Here is an 18,573-nt window from a genome sequence, read left to right on the forward strand (position 1 = left end):
AAAAAATAGGTAAATAGAAGCAGCCAATTAATTATTATCTGTATCTTTCGATAAAAGAGGTGACTATCACATTGATTTCTATAAAAGATGTTCAGAAGATATTCTCTTCAAAAAACGGCCAGGTAAAAGCTGTGGATGATGTAAACCTGGAGGTAAAAGAAGGAGAGATATTCGGTGTTATCGGATATAGCGGTGCTGGTAAAAGTACATTAATCCGTATGCTGAATGGGCTGGAGCTTCCTACCCATGGCAGCGTAACAGTAGCCGGCAATGAGGTTTCAAAGATAAAGGGAAGCAACCTAAGAAAAGCACGTCAGGAAATAAGCATGATCTTCCAGCATTTCAACCTGTTATGGTCGAGAACAGTAAGAGAAAATATTGCATTTCCGCTAGAAATCGCTGGTGTTTCCCGGCAGGAAAGGCTCAAAAGAGTAGACGAGCTCATTAAACTAGTTGGTCTGGAAGGAAGGGAAGAAGCCTACCCATCTCAGCTTAGCGGCGGTCAAAAGCAAAGGGTCGGAATTGCCAGAGCCCTTGCTAACAACCCAAAAGTGCTGCTTTGTGATGAGGCCACATCTGCACTTGATCCTCAAACAACAGATTCCATCTTGGAGCTGCTTGTTGACATCAATGAACGCCTGGGCTTAACCATTGTTCTGATTACACATGAAATGCACGTGATCCGTAAAATCTGCCATCGGGTTGCTGTTATGGAAGGCGGCCGAATTGTTGAAATCGGACCTGTATTAGATGTCTTTAAGAATCCAAAAGCAGAAATAACAAAGCGGTTTGTTCAGCAGGTGACAGAGCCTGAAGAAACGAAGGAAACGATTGATCATCTTGTAGATTTGTATCCACAAGGAAAAGTAGTTCAATTAGGATTTGTCGGCGAATCAGCTGAACAGCCATTGATTACTAACCTGATCCGTCATTTCCAGGTAACTGTAAATATTCTTCAAGGGAAGATTTCCCAGACGCAGAATGGTTCTTATGGTACCTTATTCATCCATGTTGATGGAGAAGCAGAGGAAGTTGCAAAAGCAATTGAATATATCCATTCCCAGCAGGTAGGCGTGGAGGTGATTTCCAATGCTTAATGAATGGTTTCCAAATGTAAAATGGGATTCCATGTGGGAGGCTACTGTGGAAACCCTCTATATGACTGCTATTTCTGTTATCGCAACCTTTATTTTGGGAGCGGTGCTGGGGCTGCTGCTCTTTTTGACAGCTAGGGGGAATATTTGGGAAAATGCGCCAATTAATAAAGTTATCTCTGCGTTCGTCAATATATTCCGTTCAATTCCATTTATCATCCTGATTGTTTTATTAATTCCATTTACGAAGTTTCTATTGGGAACAATGATTGGGGAGGATGCAGCATTGCCTGCATTAATTATTGGTGCTGCTCCGTTCTATGCCCGAATGGTGGAAATCGGCTTGAGGGAGATAGATAAAGGGGTAATTGAAGCAGCCAAGTCAATGGGCGCAAAAACAAGCACGATCATCTGGAAGGTGCTGCTTCCGGAATCAATGCCGGCCCTTGTTTCGGGAATTACTGTAACAGCTATCGCACTGGTTGGCTACACAGCTATGGCTGGTGTTATCGGCGCTGGTGGACTTGGGAATCTGGCATACCTTGAAGGTTTTCAGCGGAGCCGAAGTGATGTGACGCTTATGGCGACCGTAATTATTTTAATCATCGTATTTATCATCCAATTTATTGGAGATATTATTACAACAAAATTAGACAAACGATAAGGAGAGATTTACATGAAAAAGTGGTTATCACTTGCTCTTGCACTGGCAGTTGCCCTTGTACTTGCAGCTTGCGGCACTTCAGAAAAAGACGGCAGTGCCGGAGAAGGCGGAGATAAAGATAGCAAAAAGATTACGGTGGGAGCATCCAATGTGCCTCACGCGGAAATTCTTGAAGAAGCAAAGCCATTACTTGAAGAAAAAGGCTTTGAACTTGATGTTGTAACATTCCAGGATTATGTATTGCCAAATCAGGCTCTTGAGTCTAAAGAGCTTGACGCAAACTACTTCCAGCATATTCCTTATCTTGAGTCGCAGAAAGCTGAGCATGGCTATGATTTTACAAATGCAGGCGGAATTCATATTGAGCCAATCGGTGTATACTCCCAGAAATATAAGAATCTTGAGGAGCTTCCTGAGGGTGCTACAATCATCATGAGCAACTCAGTTGCAGACCATGGCCGCATTCTTTCCATGCTGGAAGCTGAGGGACTTATCACTTTAAATGAAGATGTTGAAAAAACGGAAGCAACACTGGAAGATATAAAAGACAATCCGAAAAAATTAGAGTTTGATACTGAATATGAAGCATCACTTCTTCCTCAGATCTACAATAATGGAGAAGGGGATGCAGTTCTGATTAACTCCAACTATGCAATTGATGCAGGATTAAATCCTCTTAAAGATTCAATTGCTATTGAGGACAAAGATTCACCATATGTAAATGTAATTGCAGTCCGTACAGGTGATGAAGAGAAAGAAGGAATTAAAGCTCTTGTAGAGGTGCTTCGTTCAAAGGAGATCCAGGATTTCATTCTTGAAAAATATGAAGGTGCCGTTGTACCGGTATCTGAGTAAGAAAAAAACAGGCGTTCGCAGCGCCTGTTTTTTTTGCAGATCAGCAGCCCCGCTCCCTGTATAGATAGAAAAGCAAACAAACATACTAACCATGATACTATTTGAAATGGAGTGGAGATCGATGGAGCATTATCATGAACCTTCTAACTCAATAGAAGCAGCCCTTCATGATTATAAAGTCGGATTAGGTGTATTCACTGATAAAATGCCGGATTTGGCACAGCATTATAATGCTTTTACTGAAGCCTGCTTTAAGGAAGGAGTTTTGTCTCAAAAAGAGAAGCAGCTGATCGCGCTAGGAATCAGTTTATATTCTCAGGATGAATACTGCATTATTTACCATACAAAAGGCTGCATTGACCAAGGAGCGTCTGAAGAAGAAATTCTGGAGGCAGTAGGAGTAACAGCGGCTTTTGGAGGCGGAGCAGCCATGAGCCAGGCGGTTACACTCGTCCAGGAGGCCATGACAGAATTGAATCAGCAAAATCATTGAAAATCAGCTCCTGCTTAATAGCAGGGGCTTTTTTTCGGAAGTTCGCTTCTATTGGGATATATTTACAGATTGTGGTGGAAAGTGTGATTCTGCAGCGGAAATCAACGGACGACATTGAGAAGCATAAAAAACAATTTATTCGAAAAGAGCCTTTTTAGATGTATATTTTCAGAAAATTTACAAAACAACCATTATTTCCGAGCATTCAGCCAGTATTCTAAGGATATGGAATATGAAAGCGTTTCACCGGTTCTCACTCCTGAAATTGCTAAAAAAATCAGGTTTTTTCCGCTTTGTGCGGGGTATATGGTGAGTGTTAAGATTTTAGATGTAAAACTAAATGCTGAAAAGCATAAAAACCGAAAGGATTGGTTCATTATCAGTCAGTTACAGCTGAACTACACGAGTGAAATGGAAAAAGCTATGCAAGCTGCCCATGGAGTTGGATATGAAGTGTACAGCCGGAAACATGATATTCGAATGGAAGTTGAAAAAAGACGTGAGGAAGATTACCTTCAAAGCCAAAGGTTAGTTGCAGATCTTGAAAGAAAGATTCATTCCTAGGTTTAGGTATATATAATAATGAAGTAAATAGTAACCAGTGCCAATGATGCACTGGTTTTCTTTTTGCAATACATGAAATTACAGCACCGGGAAAAAATAGATAGGACATGCCTGGATCCCGGTGATTTCACTCTTTGAAGACATTGGTTTTGTATGATAAAATCTATATTTACAGGCTTTCTAAACATTTTCGTTTGAAAAGTTTGTTAATGGTCTCAAAGAGTTGCTATGATATTTGATTTGTTATAAGATTGTAATGAGAATAAAATGAGAATAGAGATTTGCGGATAAAACCGGTTTACAAATCTTCTTTTATTGACGGAGGTATATATTATGGCAGGATCAGTACTTACAATTAAAGACCTTCATGTTGCTATTGAGGGAAAAGAAATATTAAAAGGTGTAAACCTTGAGATTAAAGGTGGAGAAATCCACGCAATCATGGGGCCGAACGGTACAGGTAAATCTACTTTATCTTCTGCTATCATGGGGCATCCGAAATACGAAGTAACACAAGGAAGCATCACATTGGATGGTAAAGATGTTCTTGAAATGGAAGTTGACGAGCGCGCACGTGCCGGACTTTTTCTTGCAATGCAATATCCAAGTGAAATCAGCGGCGTAACAAATGCCGATTTTTTACGTTCTGCAATTAACAGCCGCCTTGATGAAGGCAACGAAATTTCTCTTATGAAATTCATCCGCAAAATGGACAGCAAGATGGAGTTCCTGGAAATGGACCTTGACATGGCTCAGCGTTATTTAAATGAAGGTTTCTCAGGCGGAGAAAAGAAACGTAATGAAATCCTGCAATTAATGATGCTTGAACCTAAAATCGCTATCCTGGATGAAATCGACTCCGGTTTGGATATCGATGCATTGAAAGTGGTTTCTAAAGGAATCAATGAAATGCGCGGAGAAGAATTTGGCTGCTTAATTATCACACACTATCAGCGCCTTCTTAACTACATCACTCCTGACCATGTTCATGTGATGATGCAGGGCCGCGTTGTAAAATCAGGCGGACCTGAACTTGCACAGCGCTTAGAAGCAGAAGGATATGATTGGATCAAGAAAGAATTGGGCATTGAAGACGAAACAGTTGGGCAAGAAGCGTAAGCGTTAGGGGGATCACTATGACAACGGAAATAAAACTACCATTTGATAAGGATTATGTTAGTTCCTTTTCAAAAGATATGGGCGAGCCGGCATGGCTGACAGAACTCCGTCTAAATGCGCTTGCAAACGCGGAAAGCCTGCCAATGCCAAGGCCTGATAAAACGAAAATAGATAAATGGAACTTTACACAGTTCGAAAAGCATATTGTCGGAAGCGAAGACTTTACGTCTTTAAATGACCTTCCGGAGGATGTAAGAAACCTGATTGATACCGAAGCCGGCGATCAGAACTTATATATTCAGCGAAATAATAGACCGACTCATTTGGCTATATCCAAAGAGCTTCAGGAAAAAGGTGTTATTTTCACAGACATCTTTACAGCGGCAAGAGAACATAGCGAGCTGCTTCAAAAGTATTTCATGAAAGATGGCGTCAAAACGGACGAACACCGTTTAACCGCTTTGCACGCGGCTCTTTTAAATGGCGGAGCGTTCTTGTACATTCCGAAAAACGTGGAAATTTCAGCGCCAATTCAGGCTGTATATATCCATGATGATAAAGAGGCAAACCTATTTAACCATGTATTGGTGGTAGCTGATGATAACAGCTCAGTTACTTACGTGGAAAATTATGTTTCCGTGGTTGAGGAAGCGAATAGCGTCTTTAATATTGTTACTGAGGTCATTGCCAATGCAAATGCAAGAGTGCAGTATGGTGCGGTTGATACACTTGCTAAGGGAACAACAGCGTATGTGAACCGCCGAGGAGTTGCAGGCCGTGATGCACGCATTGAATGGGCTCTTGGACTAATGAACGACGGCAATACAGTTTCAGAGAATACAACTAATCTTGTTGGAGACGGTTCTTTCGGTGATACCAAAACAGTTGTTGTAGGACGCGGAGAACAGACCCAAAACTTTACAACAAAAGTAGTTCATTTCGGAAAAAATTCCGAAGGTTACATTTTAAAACATGGGGTTATGAAAGACTCTGCATCTTCCATCTTTAATGGAATCGGCAAAATCGAGCACGGTGCTTCCAAGTCAAATGCCGAGCAGGAATCACGCGTTCTGATGCTAAGCGAAAAAGCCCGCGGAGATGCAAACCCGATTTTATTAATCGACGAAGATGATGTAACAGCTGGTCACGCAGCTTCAGTTGGCCGTGTGGATCCATTGCAGCTTTACTATTTAATGAGCCGCGGTGTCTCCCAGAAAGAGGCGGAACGTCTTGTTATTCACGGCTTCCTGGCGCCGGTTGTTAACGCTCTTCCTATCGAAGGTGTTAAAAAGCAGCTTACTGCCGTTATTGAAGGGAAAGTAAAATAATGAATGCCCGTGAGATTCGGCAAATGTTTCCCATACTGGATCAGGAAGTCAATGGAAAGCCCCTTGTTTATCTGGACAGTGCCGCTACTTCCCAAAAGCCTGTTCCGGTAATTGAGGCGATTGATAAATACTACAGGGAATATAACTCGAATGTTCATAGAGGCGTCCATACCTTGGGCACCAGAGCAACGGATGGCTATGAAGGTGCCAGGGAAAAGGTGCGAAAATTCATAAATGCAAAATCCACTGAGGAAGTTATTTTTACAAGAGGAACAACGACATCCATCAATACAGTGGCAGCAAGCTACGGGCGCGCTAACCTGTCTGAAGGCGATGAAATAGTTATCACCTATATGGAACACCACAGCAATATCATTCCGTGGCAGCAGGTAGCTAAACAGACCGGTGCCACGCTAAAGTACCTCCCACTGCAGGAGGACGGAACCATCTCTCTTGAAGATGTCCGTGCAACCGTCACAGCCAATACGAAAATCGTATCGATCATGCAGGTATCGAATGTATTGGGTGTGATGAACCCGATTAAGGAAATTGCGAAAATCGCCCATGAGAATGGCGCGATTATGGTTGTGGATGGTGCACAAAGTGCTCCGCATATGAAAATTGATGTTCAGGACCTGGATTGTGATTTTCTTGCTTTTTCCGGACATAAGATGTGCGGTCCTACTGGCATCGGTGTTCTTTACGGTAAGAAAAAGCATCTTGAAAAAATGGAACCTGTTGAATTTGGCGGTGAAATGATCGACTTTGTCGGCCTCTATGAATCGACATGGAAGGAGCTACCATGGAAATTCGAAGGGGGAACGCCAATCATTGCAGGTGCCATCGGAATTGGTGCGGCAATTGATTTCCTTGGGCAGATTGGCTTGAATGAAATCGAGGCATATGAGCACAAGCTGGCTGCTTATGCTATGGAAAAAATGTCTGCTATAGAGGGAATGACCATTTATGGACCTAAAGAAGCCTCGAAGCGGGCAGGTCTGGTTACATTTAATATAGACGATGTTCATCCACATGATGTGGCTACTGTATTGGATGCAGAAGGAATTGCAGTCCGCGCCGGCCACCATTGTGCACAGCCGCTTATGAAGTGGCTCAAGGTGTCGGCAACTGCACGTGCAAGCTTCTATCTGTACAATACGGAAGAAGATATTGATAAGCTTGTTTCCGGGCTTGTCAAAACAAAGGAGTATTTCAGCGATGTCTTCTAAAAATTTAGATACCCTTTACCGCCAGGTTATAATGGATCATTATAAAAACCCTCGTAACAAAGGGGTACTTGAAGATGACAGCCTGACGATCAATATGAATAACCCTACTTGCGGAGACCGGATTCAATTGACGCTGAAGCTTGAGGATGGCAAAGTGGCAGACGCAAAGTTTGAAGGCGAAGGATGTTCCATCTCCATGTCCTCAGCTTCCATGATGACTCAAGCCATCAAGGGTAAAAATATTGAAGATGCCTTAAAGCTTTCCAAAGTTTTCTCTGACATGATGCTGGGGAAAGAATATGATGAAGATGATCTTGATCTTGGCGATATCGAAGCTCTTCAGGGAGTTTCCCAATTCCCTGCCAGAATCAAATGTGCCACTTTAGCATGGAAAGCAATGGAAAAAGGTGTTGGCACAGAGAAAGAAGAACAGGAATAAATCAATCAAACGTTTGATTAATACTTTATGATCTGTCTTGTGTGCTAAAATACTATGAAATGATAGGGTGTACACCCTTTCCTATATGAATGGAGGAATACGACGATGGCAAAAAAAATGCCTGAGATCGGCGATTATAAGTATGGTTTTGCCGATAAAGACGTTTCCATTTTCCGATCAAAACGCGGTTTGACAAAAGAAATTGTTGAAGAGATTTCAAAATTGAAGGAAGAGCCACAATGGATGCTTGACTTCCGTTTAAAATCACTGGACCATTTCTATAACATGCCTATGCCGCAATGGGGCGGAGATTTAGCGTCATTAAACTTTGATGAAATTACGTATTATGTTAAGCCTTCTGAGAAGACTGAACGTTCTTGGGATGAAGTTCCTGATGAAATTAAACAGACCTTTGATAAATTAGGTATTCCTGAAGCAGAGCAGAAGTATCTTGCTGGTGTTTCTGCACAGTATGAATCAGAGGTTGTTTACCATAATATGCAGGAAGACCTGGAAGCAAAAGGAATTGTATTCAAGGATACCGATTCGGCTCTTCGCGAAAATGAAGATATTTTCCGTGAGCACTGGGCAAAGGTTATCCCTCCAACAGACAACAAATTTGCTGCATTAAACTCAGCCGTTTGGTCTGGCGGATCGTTCATCTATGTTCCTAAAGGTGTTAAAGTTGATACGCCATTGCAGGCCTATTTCCGCATTAACTCTGAGAACATGGGGCAATTTGAGCGTACCCTTATCATTGTTGATGAAGGCGCACATGTACACTATGTAGAAGGCTGTACTGCACCTGTGTACACAACCAACTCACTTCATAGTGCGGTTGTTGAAATTATTATCAAAAAAGACGCATATTGCCGTTATACAACCATCCAAAACTGGGCAAACAACGTATACAACCTGGTTACAAAGCGTGCGGTTTGTGAATCAAACGCAACAATGGAATGGATTGACGGAAACATCGGTTCAAAACTGACAATGAAATATCCGGCAGTTATCCTTAAAGGAGAAGGCGCACGCGGCATGACCCTTTCCATTGCATTAGCAGGCAAAGGGCAGCATCAGGATGCAGGTGCAAAAATGATTCACCTTGCACCGAACACGTCTTCAACGATCGTGTCAAAATCGATTTCCAAGCAGGGCGGTAAAGTAACATACCGCGGAATCGTTCACTTCGGCCGCAAAGCTGAAGGTGCCCGTGCCAACATCGAATGTGATACGTTAATTATGGATAACCAGTCAACTTCAGATACAATTCCATACAATGAAATCCTAAACGACAACATCTCTCTTGAGCATGAAGCGAAGGTTTCAAAAGTATCAGAAGAACAGCTATTCTACCTTATGAGCCGTGGAATTTCAGAGGAAGAAGCAACAGAAATGATCGTAATGGGCTTCATCGAGCCATTTACGAAAGAACTTCCAATGGAATACGCAGTAGAAATGAACCGTCTGATCAAGTTTGAAATGGAAGGTTCCATCGGTTAATAGCTAATTTATGAAAACCCGTTTACCGGCCATGGTAAGCGGGTTTTTAAATAGGTAACAGGAAGTATATTATTTTTGGATAAATTGCTAAAGTGGAGATATAAAAATTAGTTCTCAGTTTATCGTGACAATACTTAGCCAAACGGAGGTATTTCAATGATTATCATAGGCGTAACAGGCTGGGGCGATCATGATAGCCTTTATACAGGCGCCATTTCGCCAAGAGATAAATTAAAGGAGTACGCCGGCCACTTCCCGACAGTAGAGGTGGACTCTGCTTTTTATGCCGTGCAGCCAAAACGCAACTCCGCCAAATGGGTTAATGACACCCCAGATGGTTTTCAATTCATTGTAAAAGCCTATCAGGGTATGACGGGCCATCAAAGAGGAGAGATCCCTTTTGAAAGCAAAGAAGAAATGTTTGAGGCGTTTAAGGATTCATTGGAGCCTTATATTGAGTCCGGCAAACTGGCAATGGTGCTGTTTCAATTTCCGCCATGGTTTGACTGTAAAAAAGCCAATGTTGATTATCTTCGCTGGTGCAAGGAACAGATGGGGGAGATCCCCTGTGCCCTGGAGTTCAGGCATCAATCATGGTTTCGGCCGGAGTTTAGGGAAAGCACGCTAAGCTTTATGAAAGAGGAAGAATGGATTCACAGCATCTGTGACGAGCCGCAAGCCGGTGAAGGTTCAGTTCCAACAGTTCTGGAAACAACCAATACTGACAAAGTGCTCGTTCGTTTCCACGGACGCAATTTTCACGGCTGGCAGAAAAAGAATGGGGACAACTGGCGTGAGGTCCGCTATCTTTACCGCTATAACGAAGAAGAATTGGCAGAATGGGCAGAACATCTAAAAAAGCTCAAGAAAAAATGTAAAAATGTATACGTCGTCTTCAACAACAACTCAGGCGGTGACGCGGCAGACAACGCTAAACAAATGATCGAAATGCTGAATATCGAATACCAGCAGCTAGCTCCCAGACAACTTGATTTATTTTAAAACCGGGTGACAGGCACCTATACCACTTCGGCAAACTGGTATAGGTGCCTGTCACGTTCACCCTTTTCCTTGTCCGTACATATTGTGTAAGGGAAAAGGAAAGGAGTGGGTGCAGGTATGATTGATTTGAAGCCGATTGAAATAGGTGGCCACACTTTTTTGAGTGTTTCGGTGCAGCTGCCGAAGACTAATCTGCTGGTGGTAACGAATGATAAAGGGTATATTATGTGCGGAGCCCTGGATGTAGCTTTGCTGAACGAAAAGCTTAAGGACCGAAAAGTAATTGCCGGCAGGGCTGTCGGTGTAAAAACGATAGATCAGCTGTTGAATGCCCCGCTTGAGTCTGTCACTTACGAGGCCGAGGAATTGGGCATTGTTAAAGGAACGATCGGAAAAGAAGCACTTCTCAAAATGATTTAAAGGCATGCCTTAAGAGGCTTGTCTTTTTTTATGGAGTTTTCGTAAGTGATGTTGCATGTTGAATCGTTTACTGAGGAAGGTGCGAGAGCGTTATTTGGTGTCCTGCCCAAATAACGGGGACAGCTGAGTTTCCGAAGGGGCAGGGCGTCCAGGAAGCTCAGGCACCAAGCCTCAGAAAGCGGAATTTAGGCTATTAAGGGACATTATCATCTTTGGAAAAACCTATCCGCACATAAAATTAGTTATCCGCACAGAAAAGCCGGCTATCCGCACAGAAAGAAATTTATCCGCACATAAATAAAGGCTTTCCGCACAGAAATAGATAACGGATTAAAAAAACAGCCCGGATTGAAGGATGACACAACAAAATTAATCGGAATTCCCTAAAAAATCTCTTCTTTAGAGAAGAACTTCCGCCAATGCAGGAATTTTGTCGTATAATGTAAATAAAACCAAATAATTCCCGAAATATAAAGTAGAGCAAAAAAAGGATATGGGAGATACATATGAGATTAGCAGCAACCAATACAATTGAGACTGGCAGTGTTTTGGCCAAAGCTATATATAATGACAAGGGTCAGGTCCTTTTGCATGAAGGTGTGGAGCTGGCTGATAAATTAATAAATAAACTGCAGGAAGTGGGTATTGCCTATGTGTATATCAAAGATCAGCGCACTGAGGATATCCAATATAAGAACCCTCTGAATCCCAAAATGCGGAAAAAGGCTATCGAAACCATAGAAACGGTTCTAAAGGAAGTAGAAGCAAATAAAGAATTTTCTAGCACTCTGGTCGTGGAGAATGCTTCAAATAGGCTCTCAGGGCTGATTCGCCAGCTAATCAGTGAAATAAGGGGAAATAAAGAGCTGCTTACGATCCTATCAGATGTTTATTCATATGATCACTATATTTTCACACATTCTCTGAACGTAACTCTTTACTCACTCGCAATCGGGATGAAGCTGCAGCTCCTGCCGAAGGAACTTGAAATCCTTGGGCTGGGTGCAATCCTCCATGATGTCGGAAAGATGAAGGTGCCTGCAGATATCCTTTTGAAACCTGGTAAATTGACATCTGAAGAATTTGAATCCATTAAGAAGCATCCCGAAGAGGGATTTAATATATTAAGAAAAGTAGAGACAATTCCTCTTCTTGTTGCACATTGTGCCTTTCAGCACCATGAACGATTGAATGGGTCAGGCTATCCTCGCGGACTACAGGGGAACGAAATTCATGATTTCGGCAAGATTATTGCAATTGCCGATGTGTTTGACGCAGTTACATCCAACCGCATATACAGGCAGGCTATGCTCCCGCATGAAGGCCTGGAAGTCCTGTATGCAGGGGCCGGCAAGCTGTTTGATAAGAAAGTCATTGAAGTTTTCCGTCAGGCGGTAGCCGTGTACCCGGTTGGTATTACTGTTGAGCTGAATGATGGAAGAAAAGGAGTTGTCTGCCGGCAGAATGCGGGACTTAGCGACAGGCCGGTCATCCGTATATTTGAAGAAAAGGGCAGAAACGTTGAGCCATATGAAGCAGACCTAGGGGCTGAATTGAATTCCGTTATTACGGGCTGTGATACGACTTTTGTACAACAATAAATTGAAACTTCAATCAGGGGATGGCTTATCCCCTTGATGGTTAGTTGAACCAATCGGGCCTTTACTGGCAGTTTGACCCCACTTATCCTCCTTTGATTCCGTTGACTCTTGAAGTGCGGTCTTATTGCCCGTTAGACTGCGATAAACTATTTTGGATTTTTGAGCCTAGTTCCCTCCTTTACAGCATACATATAGCATGTAAAGGGGGGATTTGTTTTGGCAAAATTTCGCGGCCGGCTGCCCCGGAAAGGTCCTCTTCCATTCCGCTATGTATTTCTTTTGACCTTTGTATTCTTCGTTATCTCAACAGCTGCCGGCCTTTGGATTATTAATGAAGGGCTTAAGCCCACACTCATGAGCTATGCAGATTCACAGACAAGGAAAATCGCATCATTGGTAATAAACAATGCGATTAACAAAAAAATTACCAATGTGATGGATTTGGAAGATATGTTTGAGGCAAGCGAGAGCGGTGTTGTCAGCATTAACGTGGAAAAGCTGAACAGAGTCAAAGCGGAAGTAACCGAACTGGTTCAGGATAATATTAAGAAAGCAGAAAAAGGCGATTTGGATGCATTGGAGTCTTTTACAGACGTAGAAATTAATACGGAGCAAATGCAGCACTCAAATGGAATTGTCTATTATGTTCCGCTTGGCCAGGCAACCAATAATGCACTCCTTGGTAACTTGGGTCCCCGTATTCCAGTGAAGTTTAATGCAGTCGGTTCTGTTACCTCCAATTTTATAACTGAAACAAAGGATCACGGCATAAATAATGTGGAAGTGAAGGTACTGGTCCGCCTGGACGTTCAGGTCCAAATTATCATTCCTTTTGCCACCAAAATTATTACAGTACAGGAAGATGTGCTGGCCGCTTATGGCATTTACCCGGGAAAGGTCCCGCAATTTTACAATGGCGGAGGAGGAACCTCGCCATCAATCGAAATACCGGCAAGCCAATAATACTTGCAAATAGTTTAGTATTTTGATAAAATTCTACTATAATTTCATAAAAACCTTATCATATCCGATGGGGTAGAGGTGCAGTATTCAAGAGTACGCTGAGTGAGGATGACAACAATGACCGCAGCCGAAAGGGAATGTTGCCGAAGTATGATTAGTGAGTCAGAACTAATCTTGCTGGGGTTACTTCGAATAGGAGTAACACTGTCATTATGAGGGGAAAGTATGAATATACTTTGTCAAAGCCTTCATAATGGGGAGCTACAGATCGTGATGGAGAAACTAATTACTTCAAAAGAGTAATGATAGATTTTTCTCTATCGTTACTCTTTTTTATTTTGACTCTGTCATCATCCTTGTTGTTCCCCTGATTGAAAACGGACACGCCTTAAATGGTGTGATCCCAAAAAACAAGAGGAGGACAAGAAATGGCAAACACGATTTTCTCCCTGCTGCCGCCTTTGGTTGCAATCGCTATGGTTATCCTGACCAGGCGCGTCTTGCTGTCATTGGGAGTGGGGATCGTAACAGCTGCATTATTGCTGGCTGAATTCAGCATTACAGAAACTTACAGCATTATTTGGGATGCTGTAAAAGGAATATTTGTTTCAGATGGAGAACTGAACACCTGGAATGTATATATTATTTTATTCTTGCTTGTATTAGGTGTTATTACTGCATTTATATCTATTTCAGGCGGAAGCCGCGCTTTTGGGGAATGGGCGATGAAGCGGGTTAAGACCCGTGCAGGCGCACAGATTGTCGGAGCTGTTTTAGGTATTATTATTTTCATTGACGATTATTTCAACGCTTTGGCAGTCGGCCAGATTTCACGTCCGATTACAGATCGCCAGCGTGTATCCCGTGCGAAGCTTGCGTATCTTATTGATTCAACTTCAGCACCTGTTTGTGTCGTATCACCGGTATCAAGCTGGGGTGCGTACATTATTGCATTGATTGGGACCATTCTTGCGGCCCATAATGTTACTGAGTATTCTGCTTTCTCTGCGTTTATTCAAATGATTCCAATGAACCTTTATGTTTGGTCAACTCTGGCCATTGTATTTATCGTAGCGTTATGGGGCATAGAGATCGGGCCAATGAAAGTTCATGAGAAGCGGGCAGCTGAAGAGGGGCTTGTAATGGATCCCGAGAAGCCGGCACCTGGTGAATTGAAGGATGATCTTCCTACAAGTTCTAAAGGATCTGTCGGAGATCTTGTATGGCCTATTATAGCTCTTGTAATCGGTACAGTGGGTTCAATGTTTTGGACAGGTTCACAGGCGGTTGAAGGAAATGCCACCGTTTTACAAATTTTTGAAAATACAGATGTCTCTAAATCCTTAATCCTCGGTGGCCTAGTGGGCCTAGTGGTTTCGTTAGGTTTATTCTTCCGTCAGGCCTTTGTTTTGAAAGGCGTTAAAGCAAATGTCTTCGGCAAAGGGGTATGGGAAGGGATTAAATCCATGCTTCCGGCTGTTTATATCTTGCTGTTTGCCTGGGCAATTGTGGATTTAATTGGCCGTTTGGAGACTGGAAAATATTTGGCGGGTATTGTGGAAAGCACAAATATGAGCACTTCATGGCTTCCGTTTCTACTTTTTGCCATAGCAGGAATAATGGCTTTCAGTACTGGAACTTCATGGGGATCATTTGGAATTCTGCTTCCAATTGCAGGAGACATTGCCGCTGCAACTGATATTACTCTGTTACTGCCGGCTATGTCAGCTGTTCTTGCCGGAGCGGTATTCGGTGACCATTGTTCACCGATTTCCGATACAACCATCCTTTCTTCAACAGGGGCTGGCTGTAACCATATAGACCATGTGATGACTCAGCTGCCATATGCCTTGATTTCTGCGGGGATTGCTGCAGCTGGCTATTTAATCATAGGTTTCACCAGCAGCACTGTAATCGCATTACTTGCAGTAGCTGTTCTTGTAGCGGCATTTGCCTTCTTTGGCCGCGGAAAGAAAGAATCCTGGCAGGAAAGCAAGGCAAGTTAAAAATTATTGAAAAAGACTTTCTCTTTGAGAGAGGCCTTTTTTGGTGCTGTTCATCGAAAAGAAAAAGGGTTCCCTCAGAGGGAACCCTCAGACTGTCGACAAACTCAATGAAAATTGAGCTTGTCTGCAGTCTTTCTTACGATTAGTCAAGCACCTTTAAACCGTTAATTTATTTTCTGTATAAATGAATCCCCTTCAACGTTGTGTTTGAAGAGGGGCCAGATTTATAGGTATACCTAATAGGCCTAGTGATTTCGCGTTTTTTAACTAGACCTGCCTTTGTGGTATTATGTACTAAACTATGATTGGGTGGCTAACCGGAAGTCATAGTTCATATTGTGTGTAATAAGGTGGAAGATAATCTTCAAAAGCTTATTCACACAGGCAATGGATGCAACCTTATGGCACTTGTTATAGGGTTGCGTTTTTAATTTATCGTAATAATCAACAATATGGTTTTGACTGAAACGGCGTAGTTTAATCATGTTCTGGATAATGATAAAAAGGAGCTTACGTAAATGCTTATTGCCACGTTTATTAATCTTGTCCTTGTAAAAGGTCTTACCTGATTGGTAACGGCGAATATCAATACCAGCGTATGCGTTTAGCTGCTTATTGTTTTCAAAACGTCTAATATCCCCTATTTCTGCCATTAGACGTACTGCAGTGTTTGAGCCAATCCCCGGGAAACTGAGGAGAATATGGTATTCAGCCCGGCTTTCTGCTAGTTGCGCCATGTCCTCGATACACCTTTCTTTCATGGATAGGAGTTCCTGGTAACGCCTAGCGTAAGATATCAGCTGGCTACACAGGACATCGGTTGACGAAACGGCAGGAAATGATAAATGCGCTGCTTCAAGCAATTGAGTAGCTTTTTTTTCAGCCCTTGCGGTAGAAATATTCTTATCAGTGTTTGTCCGGATTTTGTTCTTTATAACCGTTTTTGAATGTTGGAGCACCAAGTCTGGATGTGGGTACAATTGAACAATATTGAGGAATAGCTCTGATTTGGTTGTAAAGATTTTTTCCAGTTCCGGAAAGGTTAGCTGAATAACTTTATGCATGCGGTTGCGTGTTACGGATAACTCGTCATCAAGTTCACTGTAAAATCGGGATAGCGACTTCAATTGGAGAAAAAGATCTTCTGTGCCATTTCGATTAGTCCTTTGCGTTGAAAAGTGGGTAAGGGCAAGTTGGTGGGCATCACTCTTATCCGTTTTGTGGATCCTCAAGGAGTCGCACTGGAGCTTAGCTTCCAGGGGATTCAAGGAACAATAGGAAAAACCATTTACATTCATAAACCGCTCCAATTGCCTGGAATAGACCCCAGTTGATTCAAATACAATATGTGGCTGTTCACCATAACCTTCTGTTAATCTGTCGATCCTCTTCTTTAAGTTTTCAAATTCAGGCCGTGAATGCTTGATTTCTCCTTCATAAATACACTTTTTTAGTGTGTTGTAAATTACCATGTAGCTTTTTCCCATACTTACATCAAATGCGATGACATGTTTCACGTTATTTCCCCCAAAAAAGTTTTGAAGTTCCCTCACTTACTCTTATCGACTCCCATTTCTTATACACGATCTCAAGGATCCAACATACTTAAACCTGATTCGAATAAGGTAAGTGAAGAAGGTCAGTTTTTTGTACGGATTCTAAGATCCTAAGACTGCAACGACCTATTCTTCACTTCTACTATATAAAAAAATAGTAGTGCCAACCAATGCCTTGGTCAGCACTACTAATCTTAGTATGTTTTTTGTTTTAAAATAGAAGTAATACGATACTTGAGGTGATTAAGATGCTTTCTAAACATAATCCAATTCAACGGGATCAAATCGAAATGATTGCATTAGATGAACTTGTCCCAGCGGACCATTTGGTTCGCAAAATTGAAGCGGCGATTGATTTTTCCTTTGTCTATGATTTGGTGAAAGATATGTATTCAGAAGTAGGACGCCCAAGTATTGACCCTGTTATCTTAATCAAACTCACATTCATTCAATATACCTTCGGTATTCGCTCCATGCGTCAAACAATTGAGGAATTGAAAACAAATATGGCCTATCGGTGGTTTTTAGGATACGGCTTCCACGATAAAGTTCCTCACTTCTCAACTTTCGGAAAAAACTATGAGCGCCGATTTAAAAATACCGATCTCTTTGAACAGATATTCTATCGAATTTTAAAAGCTGCAGCTGAAAAGAATTTAATAAGTGCAGAACATGTTTTTGTAGATTCTACTCATGTAAAAGCGAGTGCGAATAAACGGAAATTTGAAAAGAAAGTTGTTCGAAAAGAAACCCGTGCCTATCAACAACGCCTTCAAGAAGAAATTAATCGAGATCGTGAAGATCATGGAAAAAAGCCTTTTCCGCCAGATAAGTTTGATAAGGAAGAATTCAAAGAAACTAAGGAAAGTACAACTGACCCAGAGAGTGGATACTATGTAAAAGATGAGCGTACAAAACAGTTCGCCTATTCTTTTCACGCTGCCGCAGATCGCAACGGCTTTGTACTAGGCACAACTGTAACCCCTGGTAACACGCATGATAGTCATATTTTAGAGCCATTGGTAGAACAAGTCATTGAGAAAGTTAGTAAACCAGAAGCTGTTGCGGCCGACGCAGCCTATAAAACACCTGCTATCACGAGCTACTTATTGAAAAACGACATCACACCTGCTTTACCTTACACACGACCTCGCACAAAAGAGGGTTTCTTCAGAAAACATGAGTATGTTTATGATGAGCATTTTGACTGTTACATTTGCCCAGCTGGTGAGATATTAAAGTATAAAACGACTACAAAGGAAGGTTATCGTCAATATAAATCAGATCCGCGAATTTGTGCTGGATGCCCGTTCTTGTCTCAATGCACACAGAGTCAAGCGCACCAAAAGCTCATTCAACGTCATGTGTGGGAGGAACATTTGGAAGAGGCAGACCACCTTCGCCACCATCAAAACGTCAAAAAAATCTATGAGAAGCGAAAAGAAACAATTGAACGTGTTTTCGCAGATGCAAAAGAAAAGCATGGCATGCGTTGGACAACTTTAAGGGGACTTAAAAAATTGTCAATGCAGGCGATGCTTACTTTCGCTGCCATGAATTTAAAGAAAATGGCCAACTGGACTTGGCAAGGCCCAGTAATAGCCTAGAAGATGACCTCGGAGAGGTTTACAGTCATGAAAAAATGCTTTCAAGTCCAATAAAAAAGTAAAAAGGGTCCGGAATAAGGCTATTCCGAACCCCTTTTGTCTACAAACTGAGGGTTCCCTCAGGGAACCC

General features: G+C 42.1%; 17 protein-coding genes and 1 riboswitch. Of the genes, 16 read left to right on the forward strand and 1 reads right to left on the reverse strand.

Annotated elements, in window-relative coordinates; genetic code table 11:
• The first annotated feature begins 71 nt into the window (after nt 1–71).
• From NSQ49_RS15930 to NSQ49_RS16000, 15 genes are all read left to right on the forward strand, one after another.
• On the forward strand, nt 72–1,097 hold the full coding sequence (locus NSQ49_RS15930; RefSeq protein WP_251284817.1) for a methionine ABC transporter ATP-binding protein: 1,026 nt from the start codon (nt 72–74) through the stop codon (nt 1,095–1,097).
• Nucleotides 1,090–1,758, forward strand: a complete 669-nt coding sequence (locus NSQ49_RS15935; protein WP_159868026.1) for a methionine ABC transporter permease — start codon at nt 1,090–1,092, stop codon at nt 1,756–1,758. Before NSQ49_RS15930 ends, NSQ49_RS15935 begins: the two co-directional genes overlap by 8 nt.
• Before the next feature lie 12 nt (nt 1,759–1,770).
• A complete protein-coding gene (locus NSQ49_RS15940) occupies nt 1,771–2,613 on the forward strand; it encodes a MetQ/NlpA family ABC transporter substrate-binding protein (RefSeq protein WP_251284816.1) in 843 nt (280 codons plus the stop codon).
• 121 nt (nt 2,614–2,734) lie between these two features.
• Nucleotides 2,735–3,106 carry a carboxymuconolactone decarboxylase family protein gene (locus NSQ49_RS15945; protein WP_159868020.1) on the forward strand — a complete coding sequence of 124 codons (372 nt, stop codon included), beginning with the start codon at nt 2,735–2,737 and terminating at the stop codon, nt 3,104–3,106.
• 225 nt (nt 3,107–3,331) lie between these two features.
• The gene (locus tag NSQ49_RS15950; protein ID WP_159868017.1) at nt 3,332–3,670 is read left to right on the forward strand and encodes a hypothetical protein; all 339 of its coding nucleotides are present in this window, start codon (nt 3,332–3,334) and stop codon (nt 3,668–3,670) included.
• A gap of 333 nt (nt 3,671–4,003) precedes the next feature.
• Complete coding sequence (gene sufC, locus NSQ49_RS15955; RefSeq protein ID WP_159868014.1) at nt 4,004–4,789, forward strand: Fe-S cluster assembly ATPase SufC; 786 nt, start codon at nt 4,004–4,006, stop codon at nt 4,787–4,789.
• A 17-nt stretch (nt 4,790–4,806) separates the two neighbouring features.
• Nucleotides 4,807–6,117, forward strand: a complete 1,311-nt coding sequence (gene sufD, locus NSQ49_RS15960) for a Fe-S cluster assembly protein SufD (protein ID WP_159868011.1) — start codon at nt 4,807–4,809, stop codon at nt 6,115–6,117.
• Entirely contained in the window at nt 6,117–7,346 is a 1,230-nt protein-coding gene (locus tag NSQ49_RS15965; protein WP_251284815.1) for a cysteine desulfurase, read from the forward strand. Before sufD ends, NSQ49_RS15965 begins: the two co-directional genes overlap by 1 nt.
• Nucleotides 7,336–7,785, forward strand: a complete 450-nt coding sequence (gene sufU, locus NSQ49_RS15970; protein ID WP_159868005.1) for a Fe-S cluster assembly sulfur transfer protein SufU — start codon at nt 7,336–7,338, stop codon at nt 7,783–7,785. Before NSQ49_RS15965 ends, sufU begins: the two co-directional genes overlap by 11 nt.
• 105 nt (nt 7,786–7,890) lie before the next feature.
• A complete protein-coding gene (gene sufB, locus NSQ49_RS15975) occupies nt 7,891–9,288 on the forward strand; it encodes a Fe-S cluster assembly protein SufB (RefSeq protein ID WP_159868002.1) in 1,398 nt (465 codons plus the stop codon).
• Nucleotides 9,289–9,444: 156 nt separating this feature from the next.
• On the forward strand, nt 9,445–10,290 hold the full coding sequence (locus NSQ49_RS15980; RefSeq protein ID WP_251284814.1) for a DUF72 domain-containing protein: 846 nt from the start codon (nt 9,445–9,447) through the stop codon (nt 10,288–10,290).
• Between the two features lie 117 nt (nt 10,291–10,407).
• A complete protein-coding gene (locus tag NSQ49_RS15985) occupies nt 10,408–10,710 on the forward strand; it encodes a YunC family protein (RefSeq protein ID WP_159867996.1) in 303 nt (100 codons plus the stop codon).
• 506 nt (nt 10,711–11,216) lie between these two features.
• The gene (locus tag NSQ49_RS15990; protein WP_251284813.1) at nt 11,217–12,311 is read left to right on the forward strand and encodes an HD-GYP domain-containing protein; all 1,095 of its coding nucleotides are present in this window, start codon (nt 11,217–11,219) and stop codon (nt 12,309–12,311) included.
• A gap of 216 nt (nt 12,312–12,527) precedes the next feature.
• Nucleotides 12,528–13,274, forward strand: a complete 747-nt coding sequence (yunB, locus tag NSQ49_RS15995; protein WP_159867990.1) for a sporulation protein YunB — start codon at nt 12,528–12,530, stop codon at nt 13,272–13,274.
• Between the two features lie 65 nt (nt 13,275–13,339).
• Nucleotides 13,340–13,546: riboswitch (Lysine riboswitch) on the forward strand.
• 156 nt (nt 13,547–13,702) lie between these two features.
• Nucleotides 13,703–15,280 carry a Na+/H+ antiporter NhaC family protein gene (locus NSQ49_RS16000; protein ID WP_251284812.1) on the forward strand — a complete coding sequence of 526 codons (1,578 nt, stop codon included), beginning with the start codon at nt 13,703–13,705 and terminating at the stop codon, nt 15,278–15,280.
• A 299-nt stretch (nt 15,281–15,579) separates the two neighbouring features.
• On the opposite strand, the gene NSQ49_RS16005 is transcribed toward NSQ49_RS16000, so the two are convergent.
• Nucleotides 15,580–16,797 carry an IS110 family transposase gene (locus tag NSQ49_RS16005; RefSeq protein ID WP_159871966.1) on the reverse strand — a complete coding sequence of 406 codons (1,218 nt, stop codon included), beginning with the start codon at nt 16,795–16,797 and terminating at the stop codon, nt 15,580–15,582.
• Nucleotides 16,798–17,084: 287 nt separating this feature from the next.
• On the opposite strand from NSQ49_RS16005, the gene NSQ49_RS16010 reads away from it, so the two are divergent.
• Nucleotides 17,085–18,443, forward strand: coding sequence for an IS1182 family transposase (locus tag NSQ49_RS16010; RefSeq protein ID WP_159871981.1), 1,359 nt, complete (start codon nt 17,085–17,087; stop codon nt 18,441–18,443).
• Nucleotides 18,444–18,573 lie beyond the last annotated feature (130 nt).

It is taken from the genome of Cytobacillus sp. FSL R5-0377, assembly GCF_038004385.1.
Classification (GTDB): Bacteria; Bacillota; Bacilli; order Bacillales; family Cytobacillaceae; genus Cytobacillus.

What these genes read in the sequence shown, in the direction of transcription:
- NSQ49_RS15935 (WP_159868026.1), top strand. Translation starts at nt 1,090, where the DNA reads ATGCTTAATGAATGGTTTCCAAATGTAAAATGGGATTCCATGTGGGAG.
- NSQ49_RS15940 (WP_251284816.1), top strand. Translation starts at nt 1,771, where the DNA reads ATGAAAAAGTGGTTATCACTTGCTCTTGCACTGGCAGTTGCCCTTGTA.
- NSQ49_RS15945 (WP_159868020.1), top strand. Translation starts at nt 2,735, where the DNA reads ATGGAGCATTATCATGAACCTTCTAACTCAATAGAAGCAGCCCTTCAT.
- NSQ49_RS15950 (WP_159868017.1), top strand. Translation starts at nt 3,332, where the DNA reads ATGGAATATGAAAGCGTTTCACCGGTTCTCACTCCTGAAATTGCTAAA.
- sufC (WP_159868014.1), top strand. Translation starts at nt 4,004, where the DNA reads ATGGCAGGATCAGTACTTACAATTAAAGACCTTCATGTTGCTATTGAG.
- sufD (WP_159868011.1), top strand. Translation starts at nt 4,807, where the DNA reads ATGACAACGGAAATAAAACTACCATTTGATAAGGATTATGTTAGTTCC.
- NSQ49_RS15965 (WP_251284815.1), top strand. Translation starts at nt 6,117, where the DNA reads ATGAATGCCCGTGAGATTCGGCAAATGTTTCCCATACTGGATCAGGAA.
- sufU (WP_159868005.1), top strand. Translation starts at nt 7,336, where the DNA reads ATGTCTTCTAAAAATTTAGATACCCTTTACCGCCAGGTTATAATGGAT.
- sufB (WP_159868002.1), top strand. Translation starts at nt 7,891, where the DNA reads ATGGCAAAAAAAATGCCTGAGATCGGCGATTATAAGTATGGTTTTGCC.
- NSQ49_RS15980 (WP_251284814.1), top strand. Translation starts at nt 9,445, where the DNA reads ATGATTATCATAGGCGTAACAGGCTGGGGCGATCATGATAGCCTTTAT.
- NSQ49_RS15985 (WP_159867996.1), top strand. Translation starts at nt 10,408, where the DNA reads ATGATTGATTTGAAGCCGATTGAAATAGGTGGCCACACTTTTTTGAGT.
- NSQ49_RS15990 (WP_251284813.1), top strand. Translation starts at nt 11,217, where the DNA reads ATGAGATTAGCAGCAACCAATACAATTGAGACTGGCAGTGTTTTGGCC.
- NSQ49_RS16000 (WP_251284812.1), top strand. Translation starts at nt 13,703, where the DNA reads ATGGCAAACACGATTTTCTCCCTGCTGCCGCCTTTGGTTGCAATCGCT.
- NSQ49_RS16010 (WP_159871981.1), top strand. Translation starts at nt 17,085, where the DNA reads ATGCTTTCTAAACATAATCCAATTCAACGGGATCAAATCGAAATGATT.